The sequence below is a fragment of the Methylocystis sp. S23 genome (assembly GCF_054106005.1).
The window spans coordinates 1,589,147-1,608,751 of sequence record NZ_CM134185.1; the positions used below are offsets into that span (position 1 = coordinate 1,589,147).

Sequence of the window (19,605 nt, forward strand, 5' to 3'; positions counted from 1 at the left end):
TCTGGCTTTCAATTCAGGTCGATCAAGGCGTGCGTTCGTCAATGATGCGCGCGACCGCCTCGCGCAAGGCGCCCCAGCGGCGCGCGCCTTCGTCGGCGCCGAGAATCGCCAGGGCGACGATGAAGGGCAGGAAATAGTAGACGACGCGGAACAGGAGAAGCGACGCCAGCACGCTTTCCTGCGAAGCGCCGGGCAGCGCGTGAAGCATGGTCGCCTCGAAAACGCCGATGCCCCCCGGCGCATGGCTGATGACGCCGAGGATGCAGGCGAGGACATAGACGGCGAGAAAGGCCGTGAAATCCAGGTGAACGCCCTGCGGCATGAGCATATAGAGCGCCGCGGCGGCGGCGCAGAGATCCGCGGCGCCGACCCCGATCTGCGCGACCGTGGACCCGACGCCGGGCATCTCCAGCACATGGCCGCGCAGGCGGATATGACGCGGCTCGAGCGCGACCCAGGTGCCATAGCCCGCGACCCCGGCGAGAATCAGAATGCCGGCGGCCATATGCAGGGCGACAGGAAGACGGTCGAGCGCGGCCAGCGATTCGGCGGCCCTGACCAGCGTGACGCCGACGACCGTGGTCATGCCGAGCCAGAAGGTGACGCCGGTGATCACCGTGACATTGGCCACTTGTAGCGCCGTCATCTGGACGCGCGAATAGATCCAGTAGCGCACGGCGGCGCCGGTGACGACGGGAAAGCCGAGATTGAAGGCGGTGGCGTAGCTCGCGAAGGAAGCCAGCGCCGCGACGCGATAGGGGGCGTAATGGCCGATCTGCCGCAGGGCCGAAACGTCATAGCCCGTGAGCGCGACGTAAGAGAGCGCGGTGAAGAGCAGGGCGCCGAGAATCTGTGCGCCGCTCGTCGCCTTCAGCGCCTCGACGACGTCCGCGTAGCGTATGTTGGAGAGGACGCTGGCGAGGATGTAGGCCGCGACGGCGAAAAGCGCGAGACTGGCGAGCGCCCCGAGAAGATGGGCCGCGCCATGGGGCAGTCGGTCTTGCAAGGTCTCGAAGAAGCTTTTGCGCCGTACGACGGCGGGCAGTCCGGGTTGGGAAGAAATGGCGAGATCCTCGTCTTTGCGCATCTAACGCCCGCATGAGTGGCGGAGCCGGTTTTTGCAAGCGGCGCCGCTGAACGACTTCGTCTCGAAAAGATGACGCCAGAATGACGCGCTTACTAGCTTGGGGGCGCAAGGCCCCGAGTCAAGGCCGCGGTTCAGGAGAGACCGTGCACGAACCAGCGCGGCGCGGCGGTCTCCGTCGCATAAAGCCCCTCGCGGAAAAGCCAGAAGAGCTGGCCGTCCCTGTCCTGCACGTGAAAATAGTCGCGGGTGAGGCCGTCTTGCGCCGCGCCCCACCAGGGCGGCGCGATGCGCTCCGGCCCCTCAAAGGCGACGACCTCGCGCAGCACGCGCCGCCAGCGGAAGCGCAAGGGCGGGCCGTCGGGAACGAGCGCGGTCGCCTCGATCGGCTCGGGACGCTCGAAGAGCCGCAGCGGGCGCGCGCCCTGCGGCGGGAAAGCCTGCGCGCCTTTTTCCAAGGGCCTTTCCATGGGTCGGAGCGCATCCTCATCGCAAGCATCCGTCAGCTTTTGCGGAATGCGCTCCGGCGCGCCAAAGGCGGCCGGCGCGGCGGCGACCGCGCATTCCGGCAGATGCGCGGCTCGCGGATGGAGCCGCTGCACGCGGCGCAGGCCGAGCCGCGCGCCGAGCCGGTCGAGCAGATCGGCGAGGTCCCGGTCGTCGTCGCCGGCGCCGAAATCCGGCGAGACCAGGGCCGTCTGCGGGGACGTCGCGCTTTCGACCTCGATGGCGGAAAGACGCAGCACGTCGAAACCATAGCCCGTATCGAGCCCCTCCTCCGCCACGGAAGCGAGCCGCTCATTGAGGAGCGCCGCCAGGCGCGCGGGATCGCGCAAGGGCCGGCTCGTCCCGGCGACGAGGCGCTTCACCGCCCCGTCGACGCGGTAGAAGACGGCCTCGAGCCGCCGGGCCCCGACGCTGGCGCGCTCCAGCAGGGGGCAGAGATCGGCGGCGAGGCGGCGCAATGTCGCCTCGATGTCCTCGCGCCGGGTGAGGCCGTCCGGAAAGCGCCGCTCGGCGATGAAGGCGGGCGCCTCGAAGCGCGGCGTTATGGGATCGCGGCTGCGGCAGGCGAGCGCGTCGAGCCGCGCCAGCGCCTCCCGGCCGAAACGCGCGGCGAGGGGCGCGCGGGGGCGCGAGAGCAGATCGCCGGCGCAGTTCAGGCCGGCGCGGCGCATGCCGGCGAGGATCCCGGCCTCCAGCTCCAGCGCGTCGACGGGGAGCGCCGCGACGAGAGCGTCCAGCTCGGCCTGCGTCGCCGCGTCGGAGACAAGCTTCACATCGGAAAAGCGCGCCAGCGCGCGGGCGAGCGCCGGCCCCGGCGCCAGCGCCGCGCAAGCGGCGAAGCCCAGGCCCCGCAGGCGGGCCTCGATCTCGTCGAGGAGCGCCGCCTCGCCGCCGAAAAGATGCGCCGCGCCCGTCACGTCGAGCAGCAGCCCGTCCGGCGGATCGGGGGCGGCGAGCGGCGTGAAGCGGCGGCTCCAATCGGCGAGAGCCGCCACCAGAGCGGCGTCCGCCTTGGGATCGGCTTCGGCGAGGACGAGCGAGGGTCGGCGCGCGCGGGCGTCGACGACCGCCATGCCGGGCAGAAGCCCGAGCCGCTGCGCCCCGGCGTCGATGGAAGTCAGCCTTTCGGCCCCCTTCACGCGGGCGTAGAGGGCGAAGGCCTCAGGCGCGGCGCCGGCGCGGCGGCGCAGCAGCCGGTCGGTCGCAAGCCTCGGCAGGAAGACGCTCAGGAAACGCATGACGGAACGTCGCTCTTTCGGGGTCGAAGACAATGCCGCGCCATTGCGACGGATCGATTTCGCCGAAGACGCCGGCGCGGGCCTTCAGCAGCCGCAGCCGCCAGCGGAAAGGAGCGAATGGCGCAAGCGGGGGACGCGACGCGAAGACGGGCGGCGGCGCGGCGGCGACTTCGACGCGCAATTCGGCGGCGCTGGAAAAGCGCGCGGCCTCGGTCCCCTGCGGCGCGAGAAGCCCCAGCGCCCCGCCGCGCCTGGCGGCGAGCAGGAGGCGGCGCGAGACCGAGAGATCGTAAAGCCGGGGACCAAGAGAGCTTTCGGCGACGACCGCCGCGCAGGCGGAACTTTTCAGCGCCTCCTCCATGGCCCAGAGCGTCTCGCGCGGCCGGCGCGCGCGCACGAGCGCGAAGCAGGAGAGGTCGAGCCCCGCCCCCGCGAGGCCGCGCCCGTAAGGCAGGCCGAATTCGCGCGCGCTCAGATCCTCGATGATGAAGACCAGCGCCCCGCCGCCGCGAACCGCCCTCGCGCGGAGCGCCATGGCGAGGGCGAAGGCCGCGGCCGCCGGCGCGTCCGGCGGGCGGGCCGGAAAGATTTCGCTCAAGCTCCCCCGCCCGGGGCCAAGCAGCGCGTCGAGAAATTCGCCTCCGGCTTCCCGCGCGGGCGGCGGCGCGCCGCCCCGCGCCTCGATGGCGGCGATGCGGGCCCGCAAAAAGCCGATGCGTTCCGAGAGGCCGCTCTGCGACATCGGTCCTGAAACCCTGGTTTTGCGAGGGGCGCCGAGGCGTATGTTCGATATTTGTTCTCACGCCGGAAAGAGTCAAGCAAAAGAGTCGGGCGCGCGTCTCCCGTGCTAACTGCCCCGAAGGGCATATAGTCCGACGCCAGCCAGATATATCCGCCGGGCGACGCGCATGTTCCTAAAAACTGCGCAGCAGTTAGAATGTTGAACAATGGAGTTGGAGGACGCGATGGCTGACAATGTGACGAATGAGCTGCTGCTGGAAACGCTCAAGGCGATCCCGTCGAAGCTGGCCGACATCGCGAGCGATATCGTCGATTTGAAAGCGGACATGCGCGGGATGAAAGGCCACATGGCCGCATTCATGCAAAGCGAAGTCGCACAAGATGGCTCGATCGCTTCCATCCAGTTTGAGAATTGAACGGATCGAAAAACGACTGAATCTCACAGACGGTTAGCCATTCCTCTTTTATGGCGCGAACGCTTCGATGATTGTCCGAGCATGCGCAGCGATTCGGCTGTCGAGCCCACGCCAAGTCTCGAGCCATTCCCTGTAGCTTGTCGAATGAAACGTTACGTCGTCGCCAGCAACCGCCTCTGCAAAGTGAGCAATTTCGTCCCGATGCCGGACAAGATCATTCTGCGCAATGGGGCGACCGTTTTGCGAAGCCGGTTCAGCGAAAAGATAGAGCAAGGCCGGAACCCTGTTCCGCCGGCGGCCTTCGGTCACCAAGCCAAATGCGTGCTTGACCAGTTGCGCGGCGTCCAGATGGACAAACCTATCTTCCCCAGAACGCAAGCGGTCTCGCATTCTTTCGAAACCCTTCATATTTGGGCCCCAGACAGGACGGTCGTAAGCATCTGAAAGGCTAACGGCTTTTACGTCTCGAAATGGCTCAAAGCGCTTGCTTTCGATCCCGATGAGGGTCGAGGACGTCTGCACAACAGCGTCGAGCCAAGGATGGCGTCCGCCAGTCCAGGGAAATCGTGCACAAAATTCTATGTCCACCATTTCAGGAACTCCCGCCCTCTCGAGACCTTTTAAAGGCGGCAGTTGGTCAGGTTGCTCGACAAACCAACCAAAACAGTTCACTGCAAGAGCAGCGGAGCTTTCTGAACTCAGAAACTTGCCCGATTCGATCTCTTTGCCGCCAGCCTTTGCGAGGCGGTCCAGCACATAGTCAATAGGGACTCCGGGCAGAAATAGCTCACCCTTCATGCATCACCCTCCACCAGGGAAGCTTTTTGAAGCGGGGCCGGCGCTCGGCATGCCCACCCGCATGCTCTGACAGCTTACTTCCTCAACCCCAAAATATAAGCCGCCGTCGAATCGATCTCCTCCGGCGAGAGGATGAAATTCGGCATGTTCCTGTGCGAGGAGCGCAGGAAGACCTTGAGGGACAGTTCCGTCGTCGACGGCATTTTGGCGACGTCGATAAAGCGCGGCGCCTTGAGGTCGGGGCTTTTGGCCTCCGGGTCGGCGCCGACGGCGTGGCAGGCCGCGCAGGTCTCCTGAACGAGGCGCGCGCCAACGCTCGGATCGGCGCTCTGCGCGCGCGCCGGCGCGGCGGCGGAGAGGAAAACGGCAATCGACAGAAGCGCCAGTCTCATTTCCTCTCCTCCCGCGATCATTCGCCCCCGTTCAAATCCTCGGGGCGCGGCTGCAGCATGATATTGTAGCCGGCGTCGACGAGATGGATTTCGCCCGTCACGCCGCCGGAAAGCTCGGACAGGAAATAAAGCGCCGAGCCGCCGATTTCATCGAGCGTGATCATTCGCCGCAGGGGGCAGTGCTGCTTCTGGAACGCGCCCATCGCGCGCGCGCCGGTGATGCCGGCGCCGGCCATGGTGCGCACCGGCCCCGGCGAGATCGCGTTCACGCGAATGCCGCGATCCCCGAAATCCGCCGCGAGATAGCGCACGCTGGAGTCGAGCGCCGCCTTGGCGACTCCCATCACATTGTAGTTCGGCATGACATGGGTGCCGCCGCCGAAGCTCACCGTCACCATCGAGCCGCCGTCCTTCATCATCGCGGCGGCGCGGCGCGCGGCTTCCGTGAAGGAGAAGCAGGAGATGACGAGCGTGCGGATGAAATTCTCGCGCGAAGTGTCGGCGTAGAGGCCCTTCAATTCGCTCTTGTCGGAATAGGCGATGGAATGAACGAGGAAGTCCATCCCGCCCCATTCCTCCTGAAGCCGCGCGAAGACGGCGTCAACCGTCGAAATGTCCTCGACGTCGCAGGGAAGCACCAGATGGGAGCCCATCTCCTCGGCGAGCGGCTTCACGCGCTTGCCGAGCGCCTCGCCCTGATAGGTGAAGGCGAGCTGCGCGCCGTGGCGCGCCAAGACGCGCGCAATGCCGTAAGCAATCGAATGGTCGTTGGCGACGCCCATCACGAGCCCGCGCTTACCTTGCATCAAACCAGTCGCAACCGTCATCGCATTCCTTCTCTATCGATCCGCCGCGCGCCCTTCAGCGCTTCTTGCGGTAGTCGCCGCTGAATTCGCAAGCCGCCCCGTGAAAAGGCACGCAGTGGTCTTCCTCGACGCTGACGCCCTTCCTCGTGCGGCGAAGGGTGAGCGCGCATGTCTCATTGTCGAATTTGGCTTCCGCCTTCAGCGTGTCGCCATCGCCCGCGCCGACGGCGTCGACCTCTCCCGCGCAGCCGCGCGTCGCGACGTCGGCCGTGACGCCGAAACGCCCGTCGGCGCGCTTCATGATCCGCAATTCCTGCGAATAGGCCTTCGAGCCCGCGACATAGCGCCCCTCAAAGGCGGCGGCGGCGCCCGCGGCGAGGAGGGCCGCTCCGAGAGCGGCGGCCCGCAACAGTCCTTTACGCATCCGGATGCTTGAAGATGAGGGTGGCGTTGGTGCCGCCGAAGCCGAAGGAGTTCGACAGCACGGCGCCGAGCTTCACATTGTCGCGGCGCGCGCGCAGGATCGGCATGTCGGCGAATTCCGGATCAAGCTCCTCGATATGGGCGCTCTCGCAAATGAAGCCGTTTTGCATCATCAGCAGCGAATAGATCGCCTCCTGCACGCCGGTCGCGCCGAGCGAATGGCCGGTCAGGGACTTGGTCGCGGCGATGGGCGGGCACTTGTCCTCGCGGCCGAAAACCTCGCGCAGCGCCTCGATCTCCTTGGCGTCGCCGACCGGCGTCGCGGTGGCGTGCGGATTGATGTAGTCGATCGGGCATTTCACGGTCGCGAGCGCCTGGCGCATGCAGCGCACGGCGCCTTCGCCGGAGGGCGCCACCATGTCGTGGCCGTCCGACGTCGCGCCATAGCCCGCGACCTCCGCGTAGATCTTCGCGCCGCGGGCTTTCGCGCGCTCATATTCTTCGAGCACCAGCACGCCCGCGCCGCCCGCAATGACGAAGCCGTCGCGGTTCTTGTCGTAAGCGCGCGAAGCCGTGGCCGGGCGGTCATTATAGGAAGAGGACATGGCGCCCATGGCGTCGAAGAGAACGGAGAGCTCCCATTCCAGCTCCTCGCAGCCGCCGGCGAAGATCATGTCCTGCTTGCCGTATTGGATCAGCTCATAGGCGTTGCCGATGCAGTGGTTCGACGTCGCGCAGGCGGAAGAGATCGAATAGTTCACGCCCTTGATCTTGAACCAGACGGCGAGCGTGGCGGAGGCGGTGGAAGACATGCATTTCGGCACCGCGAAGGGGCCGACGCGCTTGGGGCCTTTCGAGCGGGTGATGTCGGCGGATTCGACGAGCGTATGCGTCGACGGGCCGCCCGAGCCCATGATGATGCCGGTGCGCTCATTGGAGATTTCCGCCTCGGTCAGGCCGGCGTCGCGGATCGCCTGATCCATCGCGACATGGTTCCAGGCCGTGCCGGTGGCGTGGAAGCGCATGGCGCGGCGGTCGACGACCGTCGAAGGATCGAGCGTCGGCATGCCGTGAACCTGCGAGCGGAAGCCGAGCTCGGCGTATTTCTCCGCGCGCACAATGCCCGAGCGCGCCTCGCGCAGCGACGCGACCACTTCCTGCGTCGTATTGCCGATCGACGACACAATGCCCATGCCGGTGACGACGACTCGTCTCATCTTCTTTCTCCCTGTCTCTTTCTCTCCCTCTCCCCGTTCACTGGGAGAGGGCTGGGGTGAGGGGCAAGCATGTCCGGCTCAAGATTCTCGTCGCGACATCTTCCGGCTGCAAAGGACGTTAGCGAGGCTTCGCCCCTCACCCTCGCTTCGCTCGACCTCTCCCCGTCGATTTCAAAGACGCGGCGTCACTCCGGCGCCGGCGCGTTGGCGAGGCCGACCTTCAGATCCTTCGCCTCATAGATGCGCTGGCCGTCCGCCGCCACCCAGCCGTCGGCGAGGCCGAGCACGAGCTTGCCCGTGCGGACGCGCTTGAGGTCGACGCCATAGGTCACGGTCTTCACGGTCGGGCGCACCTGGCCGGAAAATTTCACCTCGCCGACGCCGAGCGCCATGCCGCGGCCCGGATTGCCGAGCCAGGCGAGATAGAACCCGACCATCTGCCACAGCGCGTCGAGGCCGAGGCAACCCGGCATGACGGGATTGCCCTTGAAATGGCAGTCGAAGAACCAGAGGCTCGGCTTGATGTCGAGCTCGGCGCGCATATAGCCCTTGCCGTGCTCGCCGCCCTCCTCAAAAATCTCGGTGATGCGGTCGAACATCAGCATCGGCGGCAGGGGCAATTGCGCATTGCCGGGGCCGAACAGCTCCTCGCGCCCGCAGGCCAACAAATCCTCATAGCCGAATGACGAGCGCCTCTCGCTCATGATCTCACCGCCTCCGCTGGAGCTTTTGGAAAGCCCTGTTCTCCCATGCGCGCGGCTCCTCAATCGAAAGCGCGCGCCGCCCGCTTGTTTTCGGCCGTCTTCCGCCCAAAATGGACGAAGGCCGCGTTTTATGGGGCCGGTGATCCGTAACATAGCCAGGGGCGCGCCGGAAGCGCCTGCTTTTTTGCGGGGCCGCGAAACCGATGTGGCTCGCAAGGCAGGGCGACCGGGTGAAGGACGACAATTCTCGCCCTCATGCTGAGGAGGCTCCGCAGGAGCCGTCTCGAAGCATGAGGAGCCGCCAAGGCGGCGTCTCGAAGCGCGAGGGCGAGTTCCAGATCTCGGGAAATGAAGGTTTCCTCATCCTTCGAGACGCGAGCTTCGCTCGCTCCACGGGACGAGGAAACCTTCGCTCGATCGCCGTAGCGCGCAAAGCCGCGCCGGAAGTTGAGGTTCGCAGGTCTTTTTGGTATAGATCAAACAAATCCAAGGTCTCATGAGCCGCCCGCCGATGGACGCTTTCGCCAACCGACCGCTCTCGCCCGACCTTCCGGCGCGCAAACCCGTCCACGACATGCTGGTCGAGGCCGGATTGCGCCCGACCCGGCAGCGCCTCGCGCTCGGCGAGCTTCTATTTCAGGGCTGCGACCGCCATGTGACGGCGGAGCGCCTCTTTGACGAGGCGGTGGCGGCGAATCTCTCGGTCTCTCTCGCGACCGTCTATAACACGCTGCACCAGTTCACCGACGCGGGTCTCCTGCGCGAGATCGCCGTCGACGGCGCGCGGGTCTATTTCGACACCAATGTCAGCGACCACCACCACTTCCTGATCGAGGAGGATGGCGAGCTCCACGACATTCCGGGAGCCAAGGTGACCGTCGCCGACCTCCCGACCCCGCCCAAGGGGCTCAGGATCGACCGCGTGGACGTGGTGGTGCGGCTGCGGCGGGAAGAGGGATAGAACCCTCATCCACCCTCTCCCGTGAACGGGAGAGGGGAGAACGCCTTGATCTTGGATCGCGATCCTACTCGACCTTCTCGCCGGGATACACGCCCCACAAATTCTCCTGCTGCATATAGCCGTCGAAGCCCTGCCCGGCGAGGCGGCACCATTTGCCGTCGCAGCCGCGCAAATTGCCGATCACGCCCGGCCCGAGCCTGGCGACCGGCGTCGCGTGATCCGCGGCGACGAGGGTCTGCGGCTCCTTCTTCCAGGGCGCGACGAGCGCGGTGCGGCGCCCGGAGAGCAGCGAATGCAGCACCCAGCCCTCGGAGCCTTCCGAATCGCGGATCTTGCGCCAAGTCTCGAATTCGGCGGTGATCTCAATCGGCAGGCCGGCGCGCTGGTAGATCCAGACGGTCGGGTGCTCCTTGCTCGGCCCCTCGCGGACATTCACGCGGTCCGATTTGAGGCTGACATATCGCGGAACGGGCAGATTGCTCACCGGCCCCTTCTGCGGCTCCTGCGCCTGCGCCCGCGCCGCCGCGGCGATCATGAGGGCGATGAGGCCGAGCGTTGCGCACAAGCCTGTCAAAGTTTCGCTTTCCCGTTGCCGCATGATGGAAATGATCGCTCGTCTTGTCTTTGGCCCGCCATCTGCTAGGAACGAAAATGCAGCGCCGGGCGGCATCGTCTTTTTGTCGCCTGCCGTCGTTAAGACCGGGTTGAAGCAGGCGCCGCCGCGTCGCGTGCAGAGGCCAGGCCGGCTGGCCGGCTCGAACGTCGCGGTCCAAATGCGTTGTAACGAAGTTTTTGAGTTTTCGCCACGCAGCAACCATCGAGCGAGCCGAGAGGACGAAGCGCAAGATGCCGAAGAAGAAGCCGCTCGTTGTCGTGACGCGCCGTTTGCCCGAAGTGATCGAGACCCGCATGTGCGAGCTCTTCGATACGCGGCTCAACGAGAGCGACAGGCCGATGAGCCACGATGAGCTGGTGGAGGCGATGCGCACGGCCGAGGTGCTGGTGCCGACCATCACCGACCGGATTGATTCGGGCCTCATCTCCCAGGCGGGCGAGCAGATGAAGCTCATCGCCAATTTCGGCAATGGCGTGGACAATATTGACGTCGCCTCGGCGCTCGGCCGCTCCATCACCGTGACCAACACGCCGGGCGTGCTGACGGAAGACACGGCCGACATGACCATGGCGCTGATTCTCTCCGTGGCGCGCCGTCTCGTCGAGGGCGCCCGCGCCATTCCGGAGGGCAATTGGGCCGGCTGGTCCCCGACCTGGATGCTCGGCCACCGCATCACCGGCAAGCGCCTCGGCATTGTCGGCATGGGCCGCATCGGCCAGGCGCTGGCCCGCCGCGCCAAGGCGTTCGGCCTCTCCATCCACTATCACAACCGCCGCCGCGCGGCGGTCGAGATCGAGGAGCAGCTCGAGGCGACCTATTGGGAATCGCTCGACCAGATGCTGGCCCGGGTCGACATCGTGTCGATCCACTGCCCGCATACGCCTGCGACCTATCACCTGCTCTCGGCGCGCCGCCTGAAGCATCTGCGCCCGCACGCCATTCTGGTGAACACTGCGCGCGGCGAGATCGTCGACGAGAACGCGCTGGTGCGCATGCTGGAGGCGAACGAGATTTCGGGCGCCGGCCTCGACGTCTTCGAGCACGAGCCCGCCGTGTCGCCCAAGCTCCTCAAGCTCGCCCAGGCCGGCAAGGTCACGCTGCTGCCGCATATGGGCTCGGCCACGATCGAGGGCCGGGTCGATATGGGCGAGAAAGTCATCATCAACATCAAGACCTTCATGGACGGCCACCGCCCGCCGGACCGCGTGCTGCCCAGCATGTTGTGATAAGGGCGGAGAGGTTCTTAGACGTGGTCCGACAGTAAGTGAGCAGCAGTCGCGAGAGTCTTTTCCCTCTCCCCGTTTTCACGGGGAAAGGGGGCGGCGGCCTGCCGCGATTCGGGCAATTTTGCGTGAGATCGGAAGCATTCCCGGAGCGCCTTGCGCCAAAGTTGACGGCTTTTGCGATATGAATGCGCTCGGGCAATCTGATTTGGCGCGATTTCCTGTCGCTCGCATGGTTCGTGCGAGCGACAGGCGCGCCGGGGAGAGGAAGCATATGAACAAATTTTTCTCGATCCTCGCCGTGGCCCTGTGCGCGGCGGCGATCGCCGGCCCCGCCGACGCCAAGAAGCGCGCCAAGCCGGCGGAGGAGGGCCAGGGTCAGGAGCAGCAGCAGGGCGGCGAGGCTCAGAACAAGGACACGGGCGGCATTCCGCGCTACGTGCCCTTCCCCCATAACCGCAACTTCAACCTCGTCGAGATCAACGGCAAGGCGCCGCCGGTCGAGATGTGGATCAACATCGACTCGACGGGCCGCGCCAACGGCTTTTCGGGCTGCAAGAACTGGTCGGGCGTTTTCGTCATCGGTCCCGACCGCCTCGGCCCCAAGGCCATGCCGGCCGTCAACGAACGCCAATGCGACGGCGCGCTTGCGGGCGTCGAGCGCGATTACTGGAACGTGCTGCTCTCCGGCCCCTATTGGGACGTGAAGGGCGACGAACTGACCCTCAAGGGCTTCAAGGGCGGCGTGCTGAAGTTCCAGCGGTCGCTGTAAAAGGAGCCTGATCCGTCATTGCGAGCGAAGCGAAGCAATCCAGGGCTGCGATGTGGCTCTGGATTGCTTCGCGCTTCTGCGAAGTCGGGCGTGCCCGACTTCGAAAATATGCTCGCAATGACGGCCGCCTCCTACTTCGCCGGCACGGCGTAAACCGGGCACGGGCTCTCATGCAGGACGCGCTCGGTCGTGGAGCCGCGCAGCGCGTCGAGCAGGCCGCGGCGGCCTTGCGTCGGCATGGCGATGAGATCGGCGCCGGTCTCCCTCGCATAAGCCAGGATGGTCTCGATCACCGGGCCTCTGCGCAATTCGATATGCGGCAGCAGCCCCTCGAAGATCGGCAGATCGTCGCCGACATGCAGCAGCATGACGTCGGCGGCCGGGTTCATCGCATGGGCGAAATCGGCGATGTGGCGGAAGGCGTCGAGGGGCGGAACGCTCGCCTCCACCGGCATCAGCACGGTGTTGAGCGTCACCTTGCCCGTCTCTCGATCGACGAAGCCGGTCTGATCCTCGCGCAGGAAGAGGGCCGGCGTGCGCGTCTCGCGCACCGCCTCCTCCGCGATCGAATCCTCGAGCCAGCGTTCGAGGCCGGTGCGGTTGTGGGTCATCAGCACCATGAGGTCGCAGAGATGCCGCGTGACATAGGCCGCGACGCCATGGACGGGCGAGGCCGATTCGACCGACGCCTTGACGAATTTCACGCCGAGCTTCTCCGCGACGTCGGCGCGCGAGGCGGCGGGCTCGATCATGCGCCAGCGCGCCAGCATTTCCCGCACATGGGGGAAGCGATCCCAGTCGTCGGAGTCCTGCTGCTCGGCTTCCTCTATATGCAGGAGATGCAGCAGGCCCTGCGTCGCCACGGCGATGCGCAGCGCATGGGCGAAGGCGTCCTGGCTCGCGAAGGAAAGGTCCGTCGGATGGACGATGGATTTGGGCGGTTCGCCGAACATTGCGCATCTCCCTTTGCTCTTTAGGCTAAACCTATATCGGCGAGGGTAGCGCGCCTAGACCGGCGTTGTCGCAGGCAAGGCGCCTGAAGCCGCCATTGCGAGCGAAGCGAAGCACTCCAGTTTTCGGCATTCGAATCGCCGGCCTTCTTGGTCATGCCCTTCCGCCGTCATTGCGAGCGAAGCGAAGCAATCCAGCGCCCGTCCCACAGCTCTGGATTGCTTCGGCGGCTGCGCCGCCTCGGCAATGACGGCGGCGAGGCTGCGCTTCACTCCGGCGCCTTCTGCGCCGCGAGCGCCTTTCTCACCTCGTCGACCAGCTCGCTCTCGGTCGCGGAAAATTGCGCGGGCCGCGCCGCCTTCCATTCCTCGTTCGTGGCGATGGCCGCCGCCGCCTTGGCGCCGGCGACGAGATCCTTGATCTGGACTTCGCCCTTCGCCTTCTCGTCGGAGCCCTGAATGACGACGAGCGGCGAGCGGCGCCGGTCGGCGTATTTCATCTGCGCCTTCATGCCCGCCGCGCCGAGATAGAGCTCGGCGGCGATCCCGGCCGCGCGCAATTGCGCGACCATGCGCTGATAATCGGCGAGCCGGTCGCGGTCGAGCGCGAGCACGACGACGGGGCCGACATGCGGCCGCGCCGTGACGATGGGGCTGCCGACGAGCTTCAAGGCCGCGAAGAGGCGCGAGACGCCGATGGAGAAGCCGGTCGCCGGCGTGTTCTCCGGCCGGAATCGGCCCACCAACCCGTCATAGCGCCCGCCGCCGCCGACCGAGCCGAAGCGCACCGGATGGCCCTTCTCGTCGCGCGTCTCGAAAGTGAGATCGGCCTCGAAAACGGGCCCGGTGTAATATTCGAGACCGCGCACCACGGAAGGATCGATGCGGATACGGTCCGGCCCATAGCCCGCGTCGCGGGCGAGATCCTCGATCTCCAGCAGCTCCTCGGCGCCCTGCGCCCCGATATCGCTCTTGCCGAGCAGGCCGAAGAGATCGAATTGCGGCTTGCCGTCCTTATATTGTCCGCCCAGGCTGAAGGAGAGGATGGTGTCGATCGCCGGCAGCGGCAGGCCGGCGCCTTTCGTGAAATCGCCGCTCTCGTCCTTGCGGCCCTCGCCGAGCAATTGACGCACGCCGTCCGGCCCCAGCCGGTCGAGCTTGTCGATGGCGCGCAGAACGACGAGGCGGCGCGCGGCGTTCTCCTCGCCGCCGACGCCGATCGCCTCCATCACGCCGTCCAGCACCTTGCGGCTGTTGATCTTGACGACGTAATCGCCGCGCGCAATGCCCAGCTTCTCCAGCGCGTCGGCGGCCATCATGCAGATTTCCGCGTCGGCGGCGGGCGAGGCGGAGCCCACGGTGTCGGCGTCGAACTGCATGAACTGGCGGAAGCGCCCCGGCCCCGGCTTCTCGTTGCGAAAGACCGGACCGCAGCGATAGGAGCGATAGGGCTTGGGGATACGGTCGAAATTCTGCGCCACATATCGCGCGAGCGGCGCGGTGAGGTCATAGCGCAGCGACAGCCATTGCTCGTCATCGTCCTGAAGGGAGAAGACGCCTTCATTGGGCCGGTCCTGATCGGGCAGGAACTTGCCGAGCGCGTCCGTATATTCGAAGGCCGGGGTTTCGAGCGCCTCGAAGCCGTAAAGCTCATAGACCGAGCGGATGACGTCGAGCATGCGGTTCGTCGCCGCGATCTCTCCCGCCTCGCGATCCGCGAAGCCGCGCGGGCTACGGGCTTCGACCTTAAATGTGGAATCTTGTTTGGACATCGACAGACTGCTTCCAGCGAGCGCTCCACCCTCCCCTTGAGGGGGAGGGTCGCATCGCTTTAGCGATGCGGGGTGGGGTGAACGCCCGAAACGGGGAGTCACCCCCTCCCGCGCGGCCTGAAGGCCGTGCGACCTCCCCCTCAAGGGGGAGGTGGGGTCAGTGAATTCGCCGCCTTCCTAGCACTTTCCCAGACGTAAGGAAGCCGCGCGCCGCGCGGAAAATAGCGCAAATGCGAAACGCAGCGCGGGCAGTCGGAGCTGCCGAAGCCCGGCAACGGCGTGGGGAAGTCCGAAAGCGCGGCGTTCAGCGCGCATTCGCTTCCGCCCGCGACGACGAAAGCGCCGAGAATCTCGCCCGCCGCCGTCAGTTGGTCGACATGCCAATGCGCGCGCTTTTCCTGTCGCATATGGCGCGCGAGCCGGGCGCGCAGGCCGCCGGGGCCGTTGGCGGAACCACAATAGAGATAGTCGCCCGGCTCGAGGATGGCGGCGCTCCCGCCGGCCTTGACGGTGAGCGGCGACCCGAGCCGCAGCCACAGCGCATAGGCGCCCGGCGCGGCGGAGGCGTCGGAGGCGGTCGCCACAAAGCCGATCATCGCAAGAGGCTCCGTTTACCTTTCTTTAACGCCGTCCTCGACCGTCGCGCCGGAACCCGGCACATTCCGGAAAATGTCGCGCAGCAATTTTCGCCCCGCTCCGCTCTCCCGCCGCCGCTTGCTGCGCCTTTGCGGCGCCGCGAGCGCGTCATTGTGTCTTGCGTCTCCGCTCGCCATGGCGCGGACCGACGATCTCGCCCGGCGCCTGCGCGAGGCCGCGCGCAAGGGCGCGGCGGTCTCTTTGCCGGCTGGCGAGATCGCGCTCACCGGGCTCGATCTCCCGGACGGCGCCGTCCTCAAGGGCGCGCCCGGCCGCACCGTGCTGAAGCTATCCGGCCTCGGCCCGCTGCTTTCCGCCAGCATGGCGCGGCGGATCACGCTCGAAAATATCATTTTTGACGGCGGCGCGGGCTTCGTCCCGAAGGAAAAGGGCCTGCTCGATTTTTCCGACGTCGTCGATCTCTCGATTCACGGCTGCGCCATCCGCCAATCCTCCGCGCGCGGACTGAACCTCGCGCGCTGCGGGGGCGTTTTTGCGCAGAGCGAGATTTCGGACGTCGCAGACGTCGGCCTCTATTCGCTCGACGGGCTCGGCGTCGACATGGACAACAACCATGTCAGCCGCTGCGGCGACAATGGCGTGCTGATCTACGCCACCTCCGCCGGCCGCTATGACGGCTCGCGGGTGCGCAATAATCTGATCGAGGACATCGACAACCGCTCGGGCGGCAACGGGCCCTATGGCAATGGCGTCCTGGTCTGGGGCGCGGGCGTCATTCGGGTGGAGAAAAACCGCATCCGGCGCTGCGTCTACACCGCCGTGCGGAACAACGGCGCGCATAATGTCGAGGTGATTGGAAACGACTGCAAGACCTTCGGCGAGAAGGCGATGTACGCCGAATTCGGGGCCAAAAACTCGACCTTCAGGGACAATCGCATCGAGGACGCCGGCGCCGGCATTGCGGTGGCCAACACCGATAAGGGCACGGACGGCGCCATTGTTTCCGGCAACATGATCGTCAATATGCGCAAGGGCGTGAACGACCCGGAATTCGGGCCGGAAATGCTCTGGCTCACCGGCATTCTCGCCGAGAAGAATGTCGACGTGACCGGCAACCGGATCGTCGGGCCGGGCTGGATCGGCGTGGCGCTCGGCGGCTGGCGCGAAAATCTGCGCGCCGAAGCCAATGAGATTTCGGGCGTCGACTACGGAATCGCGCTGGCGACGGGCGAGGGCGCCGGCGACGCGCTCGTCGCGCGCAACAGGATCAGCGCGCGGAAAGGGGCGGTGGTCGCCACGGCGGGCATGAATTTTTTGCCGGGCGATCTTACGAAGCCGGGCGCGAAGAAATATCCGCGCCTGCTCGTGCGGGACAATGAAACGCCTTAGGACGGATCGACATTCAGCGTAACCAGAGAATGGCTGCGGCGAGGAAAGCGAAGCCGGCGAAGTGGATGGTTCGACGTTCGTAGCGGGTGGCGAAGCGTCGGAAGTGCTTGAGGCGGTTGAAGCATCGCTCGATGCGATTGCGCTGCTTGTAGGCGATGGCGTCATGCGGGATGATGATCTTGCGGGTGCGATTTGAAGGGATCACGGCTTCGCGCCGATATCGGCGATGATGGCGCGCAAGGCATTGCTGTCATAGGCTTTGTCGGCCAGCACGGCATTGCCTGTCTGTCCTTCGAGCAGGGCGGGAGCCTGGGTGACGTCGCCCACCTGGCCGGCAGTGACGATGAGGCGCAGTGGTCGGCCCAGTGTGTCGGCGAGCATGTGGATTTTGGTGGTCAGTCCCCCTCGGGAACGCCCCAGCGCCTGATTCTTGGCCCCCTTTTCCGCTCGCCGCCTGCTGATGTGCGCGGACGATGGTGCTGTCGAGCATCAGATACTTGTTGTCCCGGTCCGCGGTCAGCGCCTCGAACACGCGCTCCCATATCCCCGCATGGCACCAGCGGCTGAAGCGGCGATGCACCGTCTTCCATTTGCCATAGCGATCGGGCAGGTCGCGCCAGTGCGCGCCCGACCGCAGAACCCACAGACATCCGTTCACAAACAATCGGTTATCCGAGCCAGTGCGTCCCGGATCACTCGCCTTGCCCGGCAGCAACGGCGCAATCCGCGCCCATTGTGCCTCGCTCAACTCATATCGCTTAACGCCCATCATTGGCCTCCGCTCAAATCGCGGAACCCTATGAATCAGCACTTACGCCGTTTGGGAATCCTGAATGTCGATCCGTCCTAGGCCGTCCCCCTCTCCCCGCGAAAACGGGGAGAGGGCTGGGGTGAGGGGCAAGGCGGCGACGGGAAAATCGCGGATTTGCTACGGAATCCGACCGCCATCCATTCGCATGGCGGCTTGCCCCTCACCCTACCCTCTCCCCGCGAGCGGGGAGAGGAAAGACTCCTGCGATTGCTGGCTTACTTACTGTCGGACTACGCCTTAAAGCGCGGCGTTTCCTTACGCGATCATCGCCCGCGCCGCGCCCTTCTCGTCGCCGAGAAGCTCCAGCGCCTTGGCGACCATGGCTTTGGAGTCGAGCATCGCCTTGGCGATCATCATTTCGTGCTTGTCGTGGTCGATATAGGCGTCGGGCAGGGTCAGGCTGCGGAACTTGAAGACGCCGCGCGTCCCGTCGAGCAGGCCGTCGTCGGAGAGCGCCTGAAATACCTGGGAGCCGAAGCCGCCGATCGAGCCTTCCTCGACCGTGATGAGGACCTCGTGATTGGCCGCGAGGCGGCGCACGAGGTCGCGGTCGATGGGCTTGGCGAAGCGCGCGTCGGCGACCGTCGTCGAGACGCCGTAATTTTCGAGCTCCTCGGCGGCCTTCAGCGCGTCGGAGAGACGGGTGCCGAGGGTCAGCAGCGCGACCTTTGAGCCTTCGCGCAGGACGCGGCCCCGGCCGATCTCGATGACCTCGCCGCGCTCGGGAAGCTCCACGCCCACGCCCTCGCCGCGCGGATAGCGGAAGGCGATCGGTCCTTCCTCATAGGCGACGGCGGTCGAGACCATATGCATCAGCTCCGCCTCGTCGGCGGCGGCCATCACCACCATGCCCGGCAGGCAGCCGAGATAGGCGATGTCGAAGGCGCCGGCGTGAGTTGGGCCGTCGGCGCCGACGAGGCCAGCGCGGTCGATGGCGAAACGCACCGGCAGATGCTGGATCGCGACGTCGTGCACGACCTGGTCGTAGCCGCGCTGCAGGAAGGTCGAGTAGAGCGCGCAGAAGGGCTTGTAGCCCTCGCAGGCGAGGCCGGCCGCGAAGGTCACGGCGTGCTGCTCGGCGATGGCGACGTCGAAGGTGCGGCTCGGGAAATGCTTGCCGAAAGCGTCCAGCCCCGTGCCGGACGGCATCGCCGCGGTGACGGCGACGATCTTGTCGTCATGCTCGGCCTCGGCGATCAGCGCCTTGGCGAAGACGCCCGTATAGGACGGGGCGTTGGCCTTGGGCTTGAACTGCTTGCCGGTCTCCACGTCGAACTTCACGACGCCGTGATATTTGTCGTCGGCCGCCTCGGCCGGGGCGTAGCCCTTGCCCTTCTGCGTCACGACATGGACCAGCACCGGGCCGTCGTCCTTGTCGCGGACATTCGTCAGCACGGGCAGCAAATGGTCGAGATTATGCCCGTCGATCGGCCCCACATAATAGAAGCCGAGCTCCTCGAACATGGTGCCGCCGGTGATGAAGCTCCTCGAAAACTCCTCGGCCTTGCGCGCCTTGTCGTAGATGAAGCGCGGCAGATGCGAGGCGAGCTGCTTGGCGGCGTCGCGGATGGAGCGATAGGCGCCTCCCGAGACGAGCCGGGCGAGATAGGCCGACATGGCGCCGGTCGGCGGCGCGATCGACATGTCGTTGTCGTTGAGGATGACGATGAGGCGCGAATCCAGCGCGCCGGCGTTGTTCAAGGCCTCATAGGCCATGCCCGCCGACATGGAGCTGTCGCCGATCACCGCGACGACATGATTGTCGCCGCCCGCAAGGTCGCGGGCGATCGCCATGCCGAGGCCGGCCGAGATCGAGGTCGAGGAATGGCCGGCGCCGAAGGCGTCATATTCGCTTTCCGCGCGCTTGGTGAAGCCCGAAAGCCCGCCACCCATGCGCAAGGTGCGGATGCGGTCGCGGCGGCCGGTGAGGATCTTGTGCGGATAGGTCTGGTGGCCGACGTCCCAGATGATGCGGTCGCGCGGCGTGTCGAAGACATAGTGCAGCGCCACCGTCAGCTCGACCACGCCGAGACCCGCGCCGAGATGACCGCCCGTGACCGACACGGCGTCGATCGTCTCGCGGCGCAGCTCCTCCGCGACTTGCTTGAGCTGACTGGGCTGAAGCTTGCGCAGCTTTTGCGGGTTCGGAATCTGATCGAGAAGGGGGGTCTTCGATGTCGTCAAAGGC

21 protein-coding genes and 1 pseudogene are annotated in these 19,605 nt (G+C 66.0%); 5 read left to right on the forward strand and 17 right to left on the reverse strand.

What is annotated here, in order from left to right:
- Nucleotides 1–22: 22 nt before the first annotated feature.
- The 3 genes from ACV7JP_RS07855 to ACV7JP_RS07865 form a co-directional block, all read right to left on the reverse strand.
- A complete protein-coding gene (locus ACV7JP_RS07855; RefSeq protein ID WP_457798671.1) occupies nt 23–1,087 on the reverse strand; it encodes a lysylphosphatidylglycerol synthase domain-containing protein in 1,065 nt (354 codons plus the stop codon).
- A gap of 131 nt (nt 1,088–1,218) precedes the next feature.
- Nucleotides 1,219–2,829: a Y-family DNA polymerase gene (locus ACV7JP_RS07860; protein ID WP_457798672.1), complete on the reverse strand. Its 1,611-nt coding sequence runs from the start codon at nt 2,827–2,829 to the stop codon at nt 1,219–1,221.
- Nucleotides 2,753–3,571: an ImuA family protein gene (locus ACV7JP_RS07865; RefSeq protein WP_457798673.1), complete on the reverse strand. Its 819-nt coding sequence runs from the start codon at nt 3,569–3,571 to the stop codon at nt 2,753–2,755. The genes ACV7JP_RS07860 and ACV7JP_RS07865 overlap by 77 nt, the downstream gene beginning before the upstream one ends.
- Nucleotides 3,572–3,794: 223 nt before the next feature.
- Between ACV7JP_RS07865 and ACV7JP_RS07870 the strand changes: the two genes are divergently transcribed.
- Nucleotides 3,795–3,986: a hypothetical protein gene (locus tag ACV7JP_RS07870; RefSeq protein WP_457798674.1), complete on the forward strand. Its 192-nt coding sequence runs from the start codon at nt 3,795–3,797 to the stop codon at nt 3,984–3,986.
- A 48-nt stretch (nt 3,987–4,034) separates the two neighbouring features.
- Here ACV7JP_RS07870 and ACV7JP_RS07875 read toward each other — a convergent pair whose 3' ends face one another.
- The 6 genes from ACV7JP_RS07875 to fabA form a co-directional block, all read right to left on the reverse strand.
- Nucleotides 4,035–4,784, reverse strand: a complete 750-nt coding sequence (locus ACV7JP_RS07875; RefSeq protein ID WP_457798675.1) for a PGN_0703 family putative restriction endonuclease — start codon at nt 4,782–4,784, stop codon at nt 4,035–4,037.
- Nucleotides 4,785–4,858: 74 nt separating this feature from the next.
- Complete coding sequence (locus ACV7JP_RS07880; protein ID WP_457798676.1) at nt 4,859–5,176, reverse strand: c-type cytochrome; 318 nt, start codon at nt 5,174–5,176, stop codon at nt 4,859–4,861.
- A gap of 17 nt (nt 5,177–5,193) precedes the next feature.
- On the reverse strand, nt 5,194–6,003 hold the full coding sequence (fabI, locus tag ACV7JP_RS07885; RefSeq protein ID WP_457798677.1) for an enoyl-ACP reductase FabI: 810 nt from the start codon (nt 6,001–6,003) through the stop codon (nt 5,194–5,196).
- A gap of 34 nt (nt 6,004–6,037) precedes the next feature.
- Nucleotides 6,038–6,406, reverse strand: a complete 369-nt coding sequence (locus tag ACV7JP_RS07890) for a hypothetical protein (protein ID WP_457798678.1) — start codon at nt 6,404–6,406, stop codon at nt 6,038–6,040.
- Nucleotides 6,399–7,622, reverse strand: coding sequence for a beta-ketoacyl-ACP synthase I (fabB, locus tag ACV7JP_RS07895; protein WP_457798679.1), 1,224 nt, complete (start codon nt 7,620–7,622; stop codon nt 6,399–6,401). The genes ACV7JP_RS07890 and fabB overlap by 8 nt, the downstream gene beginning before the upstream one ends.
- Nucleotides 7,623–7,807: 185 nt before the next feature.
- Nucleotides 7,808–8,326, reverse strand: coding sequence for a 3-hydroxyacyl-[acyl-carrier-protein] dehydratase FabA (gene fabA / locus ACV7JP_RS07900; protein WP_457798680.1), 519 nt, complete (start codon nt 8,324–8,326; stop codon nt 7,808–7,810).
- A gap of 496 nt (nt 8,327–8,822) precedes the next feature.
- Between fabA and irrA the strand changes: the two genes are divergently transcribed.
- Nucleotides 8,823–9,287, forward strand: coding sequence for an iron response transcriptional regulator IrrA (irrA, locus tag ACV7JP_RS07905; protein WP_457798681.1), 465 nt, complete (start codon nt 8,823–8,825; stop codon nt 9,285–9,287).
- A gap of 64 nt (nt 9,288–9,351) precedes the next feature.
- Here the strand turns inward: irrA and ACV7JP_RS07910 are convergent, their stop codons facing one another.
- The gene (locus tag ACV7JP_RS07910) at nt 9,352–9,885 is read right to left on the reverse strand and encodes an SH3 domain-containing protein (protein WP_457798682.1); all 534 of its coding nucleotides are present in this window, start codon (nt 9,883–9,885) and stop codon (nt 9,352–9,354) included.
- Nucleotides 9,886–10,133: 248 nt separating this feature from the next.
- Between ACV7JP_RS07910 and ACV7JP_RS07915 the strand changes: the two genes are divergently transcribed.
- Nucleotides 10,134–11,129, forward strand: a complete 996-nt coding sequence (locus tag ACV7JP_RS07915) for a 2-hydroxyacid dehydrogenase (protein WP_457798683.1) — start codon at nt 10,134–10,136, stop codon at nt 11,127–11,129.
- Nucleotides 11,130–11,400: 271 nt separating this feature from the next.
- Nucleotides 11,401–11,898, forward strand: coding sequence for an META domain-containing protein (locus tag ACV7JP_RS07920; RefSeq protein WP_457798684.1), 498 nt, complete (start codon nt 11,401–11,403; stop codon nt 11,896–11,898).
- A gap of 131 nt (nt 11,899–12,029) precedes the next feature.
- Here the strand turns inward: ACV7JP_RS07920 and ACV7JP_RS07925 are convergent, their stop codons facing one another.
- The 3 genes from ACV7JP_RS07925 to ACV7JP_RS07935 all read right to left on the reverse strand — a co-directional run bounded on the left by ACV7JP_RS07925 (nt 12,030) and on the right by ACV7JP_RS07935 (nt 15,216).
- The gene (locus ACV7JP_RS07925) at nt 12,030–12,851 is read right to left on the reverse strand and encodes a universal stress protein (RefSeq protein ID WP_457798685.1); all 822 of its coding nucleotides are present in this window, start codon (nt 12,849–12,851) and stop codon (nt 12,030–12,032) included.
- Nucleotides 12,852–13,117: 266 nt separating this feature from the next.
- Nucleotides 13,118–14,620, reverse strand: coding sequence for a histidine--tRNA ligase (hisS, locus tag ACV7JP_RS07930; RefSeq protein WP_457798686.1), 1,503 nt, complete (start codon nt 14,618–14,620; stop codon nt 13,118–13,120).
- Nucleotides 14,621–14,760: 140 nt separating this feature from the next.
- Entirely contained in the window at nt 14,761–15,216 is a 456-nt protein-coding gene (locus ACV7JP_RS07935) for a GIY-YIG nuclease family protein (RefSeq protein WP_457798687.1), read from the reverse strand.
- Nucleotides 15,217–15,289: 73 nt separating this feature from the next.
- Here ACV7JP_RS07935 and ACV7JP_RS07940 point away from each other — a divergent pair, with 73 nt between their 5' ends.
- Nucleotides 15,290–16,606, forward strand: a complete 1,317-nt coding sequence (locus ACV7JP_RS07940; RefSeq protein ID WP_457798688.1) for a TIGR03808 family TAT-translocated repetitive protein — start codon at nt 15,290–15,292, stop codon at nt 16,604–16,606.
- A 13-nt stretch (nt 16,607–16,619) separates the two neighbouring features.
- Here ACV7JP_RS07940 and ACV7JP_RS07945 read toward each other — a convergent pair whose 3' ends face one another.
- From ACV7JP_RS07945 to dxs, 4 genes and pseudogenes are all read right to left on the reverse strand, one after another.
- On the reverse strand, nt 16,620–16,811 hold the full coding sequence (locus tag ACV7JP_RS07945; protein WP_457798689.1) for a hypothetical protein: 192 nt from the start codon (nt 16,809–16,811) through the stop codon (nt 16,620–16,622).
- A complete protein-coding gene (locus ACV7JP_RS07950) occupies nt 16,808–16,987 on the reverse strand; it encodes a transposase (protein ID WP_457798690.1) in 180 nt (59 codons plus the stop codon). Before ACV7JP_RS07950 ends, ACV7JP_RS07945 begins: the two co-directional genes overlap by 4 nt.
- Before the next feature lie 34 nt (nt 16,988–17,021).
- A pseudogene (locus ACV7JP_RS07955) lies at nt 17,022–17,378 on the reverse strand (IS5 family transposase); the annotation flags it as partial.
- 294 nt (nt 17,379–17,672) lie between these two features.
- Nucleotides 17,673–19,601: a 1-deoxy-D-xylulose-5-phosphate synthase gene (gene dxs / locus ACV7JP_RS07960; protein ID WP_457798691.1), complete on the reverse strand. Its 1,929-nt coding sequence runs from the start codon at nt 19,599–19,601 to the stop codon at nt 17,673–17,675.
- Between the last annotated feature and the right edge of the window lie 4 nt (nt 19,602–19,605).

Bases quoted from the DNA above. Each gene is read 5' to 3' on its own strand.
- ACV7JP_RS07855 (WP_457798671.1), bottom strand. From the start codon at position 1,087: ATGCGCAAAGACGAGGATCTCGCCATTTCTTCCCAACCCGGACTGCCC.
- ACV7JP_RS07860 (WP_457798672.1), bottom strand. From the start codon at position 2,829: ATGCGTTTCCTGAGCGTCTTCCTGCCGAGGCTTGCGACCGACCGGCTG.
- ACV7JP_RS07865 (WP_457798673.1), bottom strand. From the start codon at position 3,571: ATGTCGCAGAGCGGCCTCTCGGAACGCATCGGCTTTTTGCGGGCCCGC.
- ACV7JP_RS07870 (WP_457798674.1), top strand. From the start codon at position 3,795: ATGGCTGACAATGTGACGAATGAGCTGCTGCTGGAAACGCTCAAGGCG.
- ACV7JP_RS07875 (WP_457798675.1), bottom strand. From the start codon at position 4,784: ATGAAGGGTGAGCTATTTCTGCCCGGAGTCCCTATTGACTATGTGCTG.
- ACV7JP_RS07880 (WP_457798676.1), bottom strand. From the start codon at position 5,176: ATGAGACTGGCGCTTCTGTCGATTGCCGTTTTCCTCTCCGCCGCCGCG.
- fabI (WP_457798677.1), bottom strand. From the start codon at position 6,003: ATGACGGTTGCGACTGGTTTGATGCAAGGTAAGCGCGGGCTCGTGATG.
- ACV7JP_RS07890 (WP_457798678.1), bottom strand. From the start codon at position 6,406: ATGCGTAAAGGACTGTTGCGGGCCGCCGCTCTCGGAGCGGCCCTCCTC.
- fabB (WP_457798679.1), bottom strand. From the start codon at position 7,622: ATGAGACGAGTCGTCGTCACCGGCATGGGCATTGTGTCGTCGATCGGC.
- fabA (WP_457798680.1), bottom strand. From the start codon at position 8,326: ATGAGCGAGAGGCGCTCGTCATTCGGCTATGAGGATTTGTTGGCCTGC.
- irrA (WP_457798681.1), top strand. From the start codon at position 8,823: ATGAGCCGCCCGCCGATGGACGCTTTCGCCAACCGACCGCTCTCGCCC.
- ACV7JP_RS07910 (WP_457798682.1), bottom strand. From the start codon at position 9,885: ATGCGGCAACGGGAAAGCGAAACTTTGACAGGCTTGTGCGCAACGCTC.
- ACV7JP_RS07915 (WP_457798683.1), top strand. From the start codon at position 10,134: ATGCCGAAGAAGAAGCCGCTCGTTGTCGTGACGCGCCGTTTGCCCGAA.
- ACV7JP_RS07920 (WP_457798684.1), top strand. From the start codon at position 11,401: ATGAACAAATTTTTCTCGATCCTCGCCGTGGCCCTGTGCGCGGCGGCG.
- ACV7JP_RS07925 (WP_457798685.1), bottom strand. From the start codon at position 12,851: ATGTTCGGCGAACCGCCCAAATCCATCGTCCATCCGACGGACCTTTCC.
- hisS (WP_457798686.1), bottom strand. From the start codon at position 14,620: ATGTCCAAACAAGATTCCACATTTAAGGTCGAAGCCCGTAGCCCGCGC.
- ACV7JP_RS07935 (WP_457798687.1), bottom strand. From the start codon at position 15,216: ATGATCGGCTTTGTGGCGACCGCCTCCGACGCCTCCGCCGCGCCGGGC.
- ACV7JP_RS07940 (WP_457798688.1), top strand. From the start codon at position 15,290: ATGTCGCGCAGCAATTTTCGCCCCGCTCCGCTCTCCCGCCGCCGCTTG.
- ACV7JP_RS07950 (WP_457798690.1), bottom strand. From the start codon at position 16,987: ATGCTCGCCGACACACTGGGCCGACCACTGCGCCTCATCGTCACTGCC.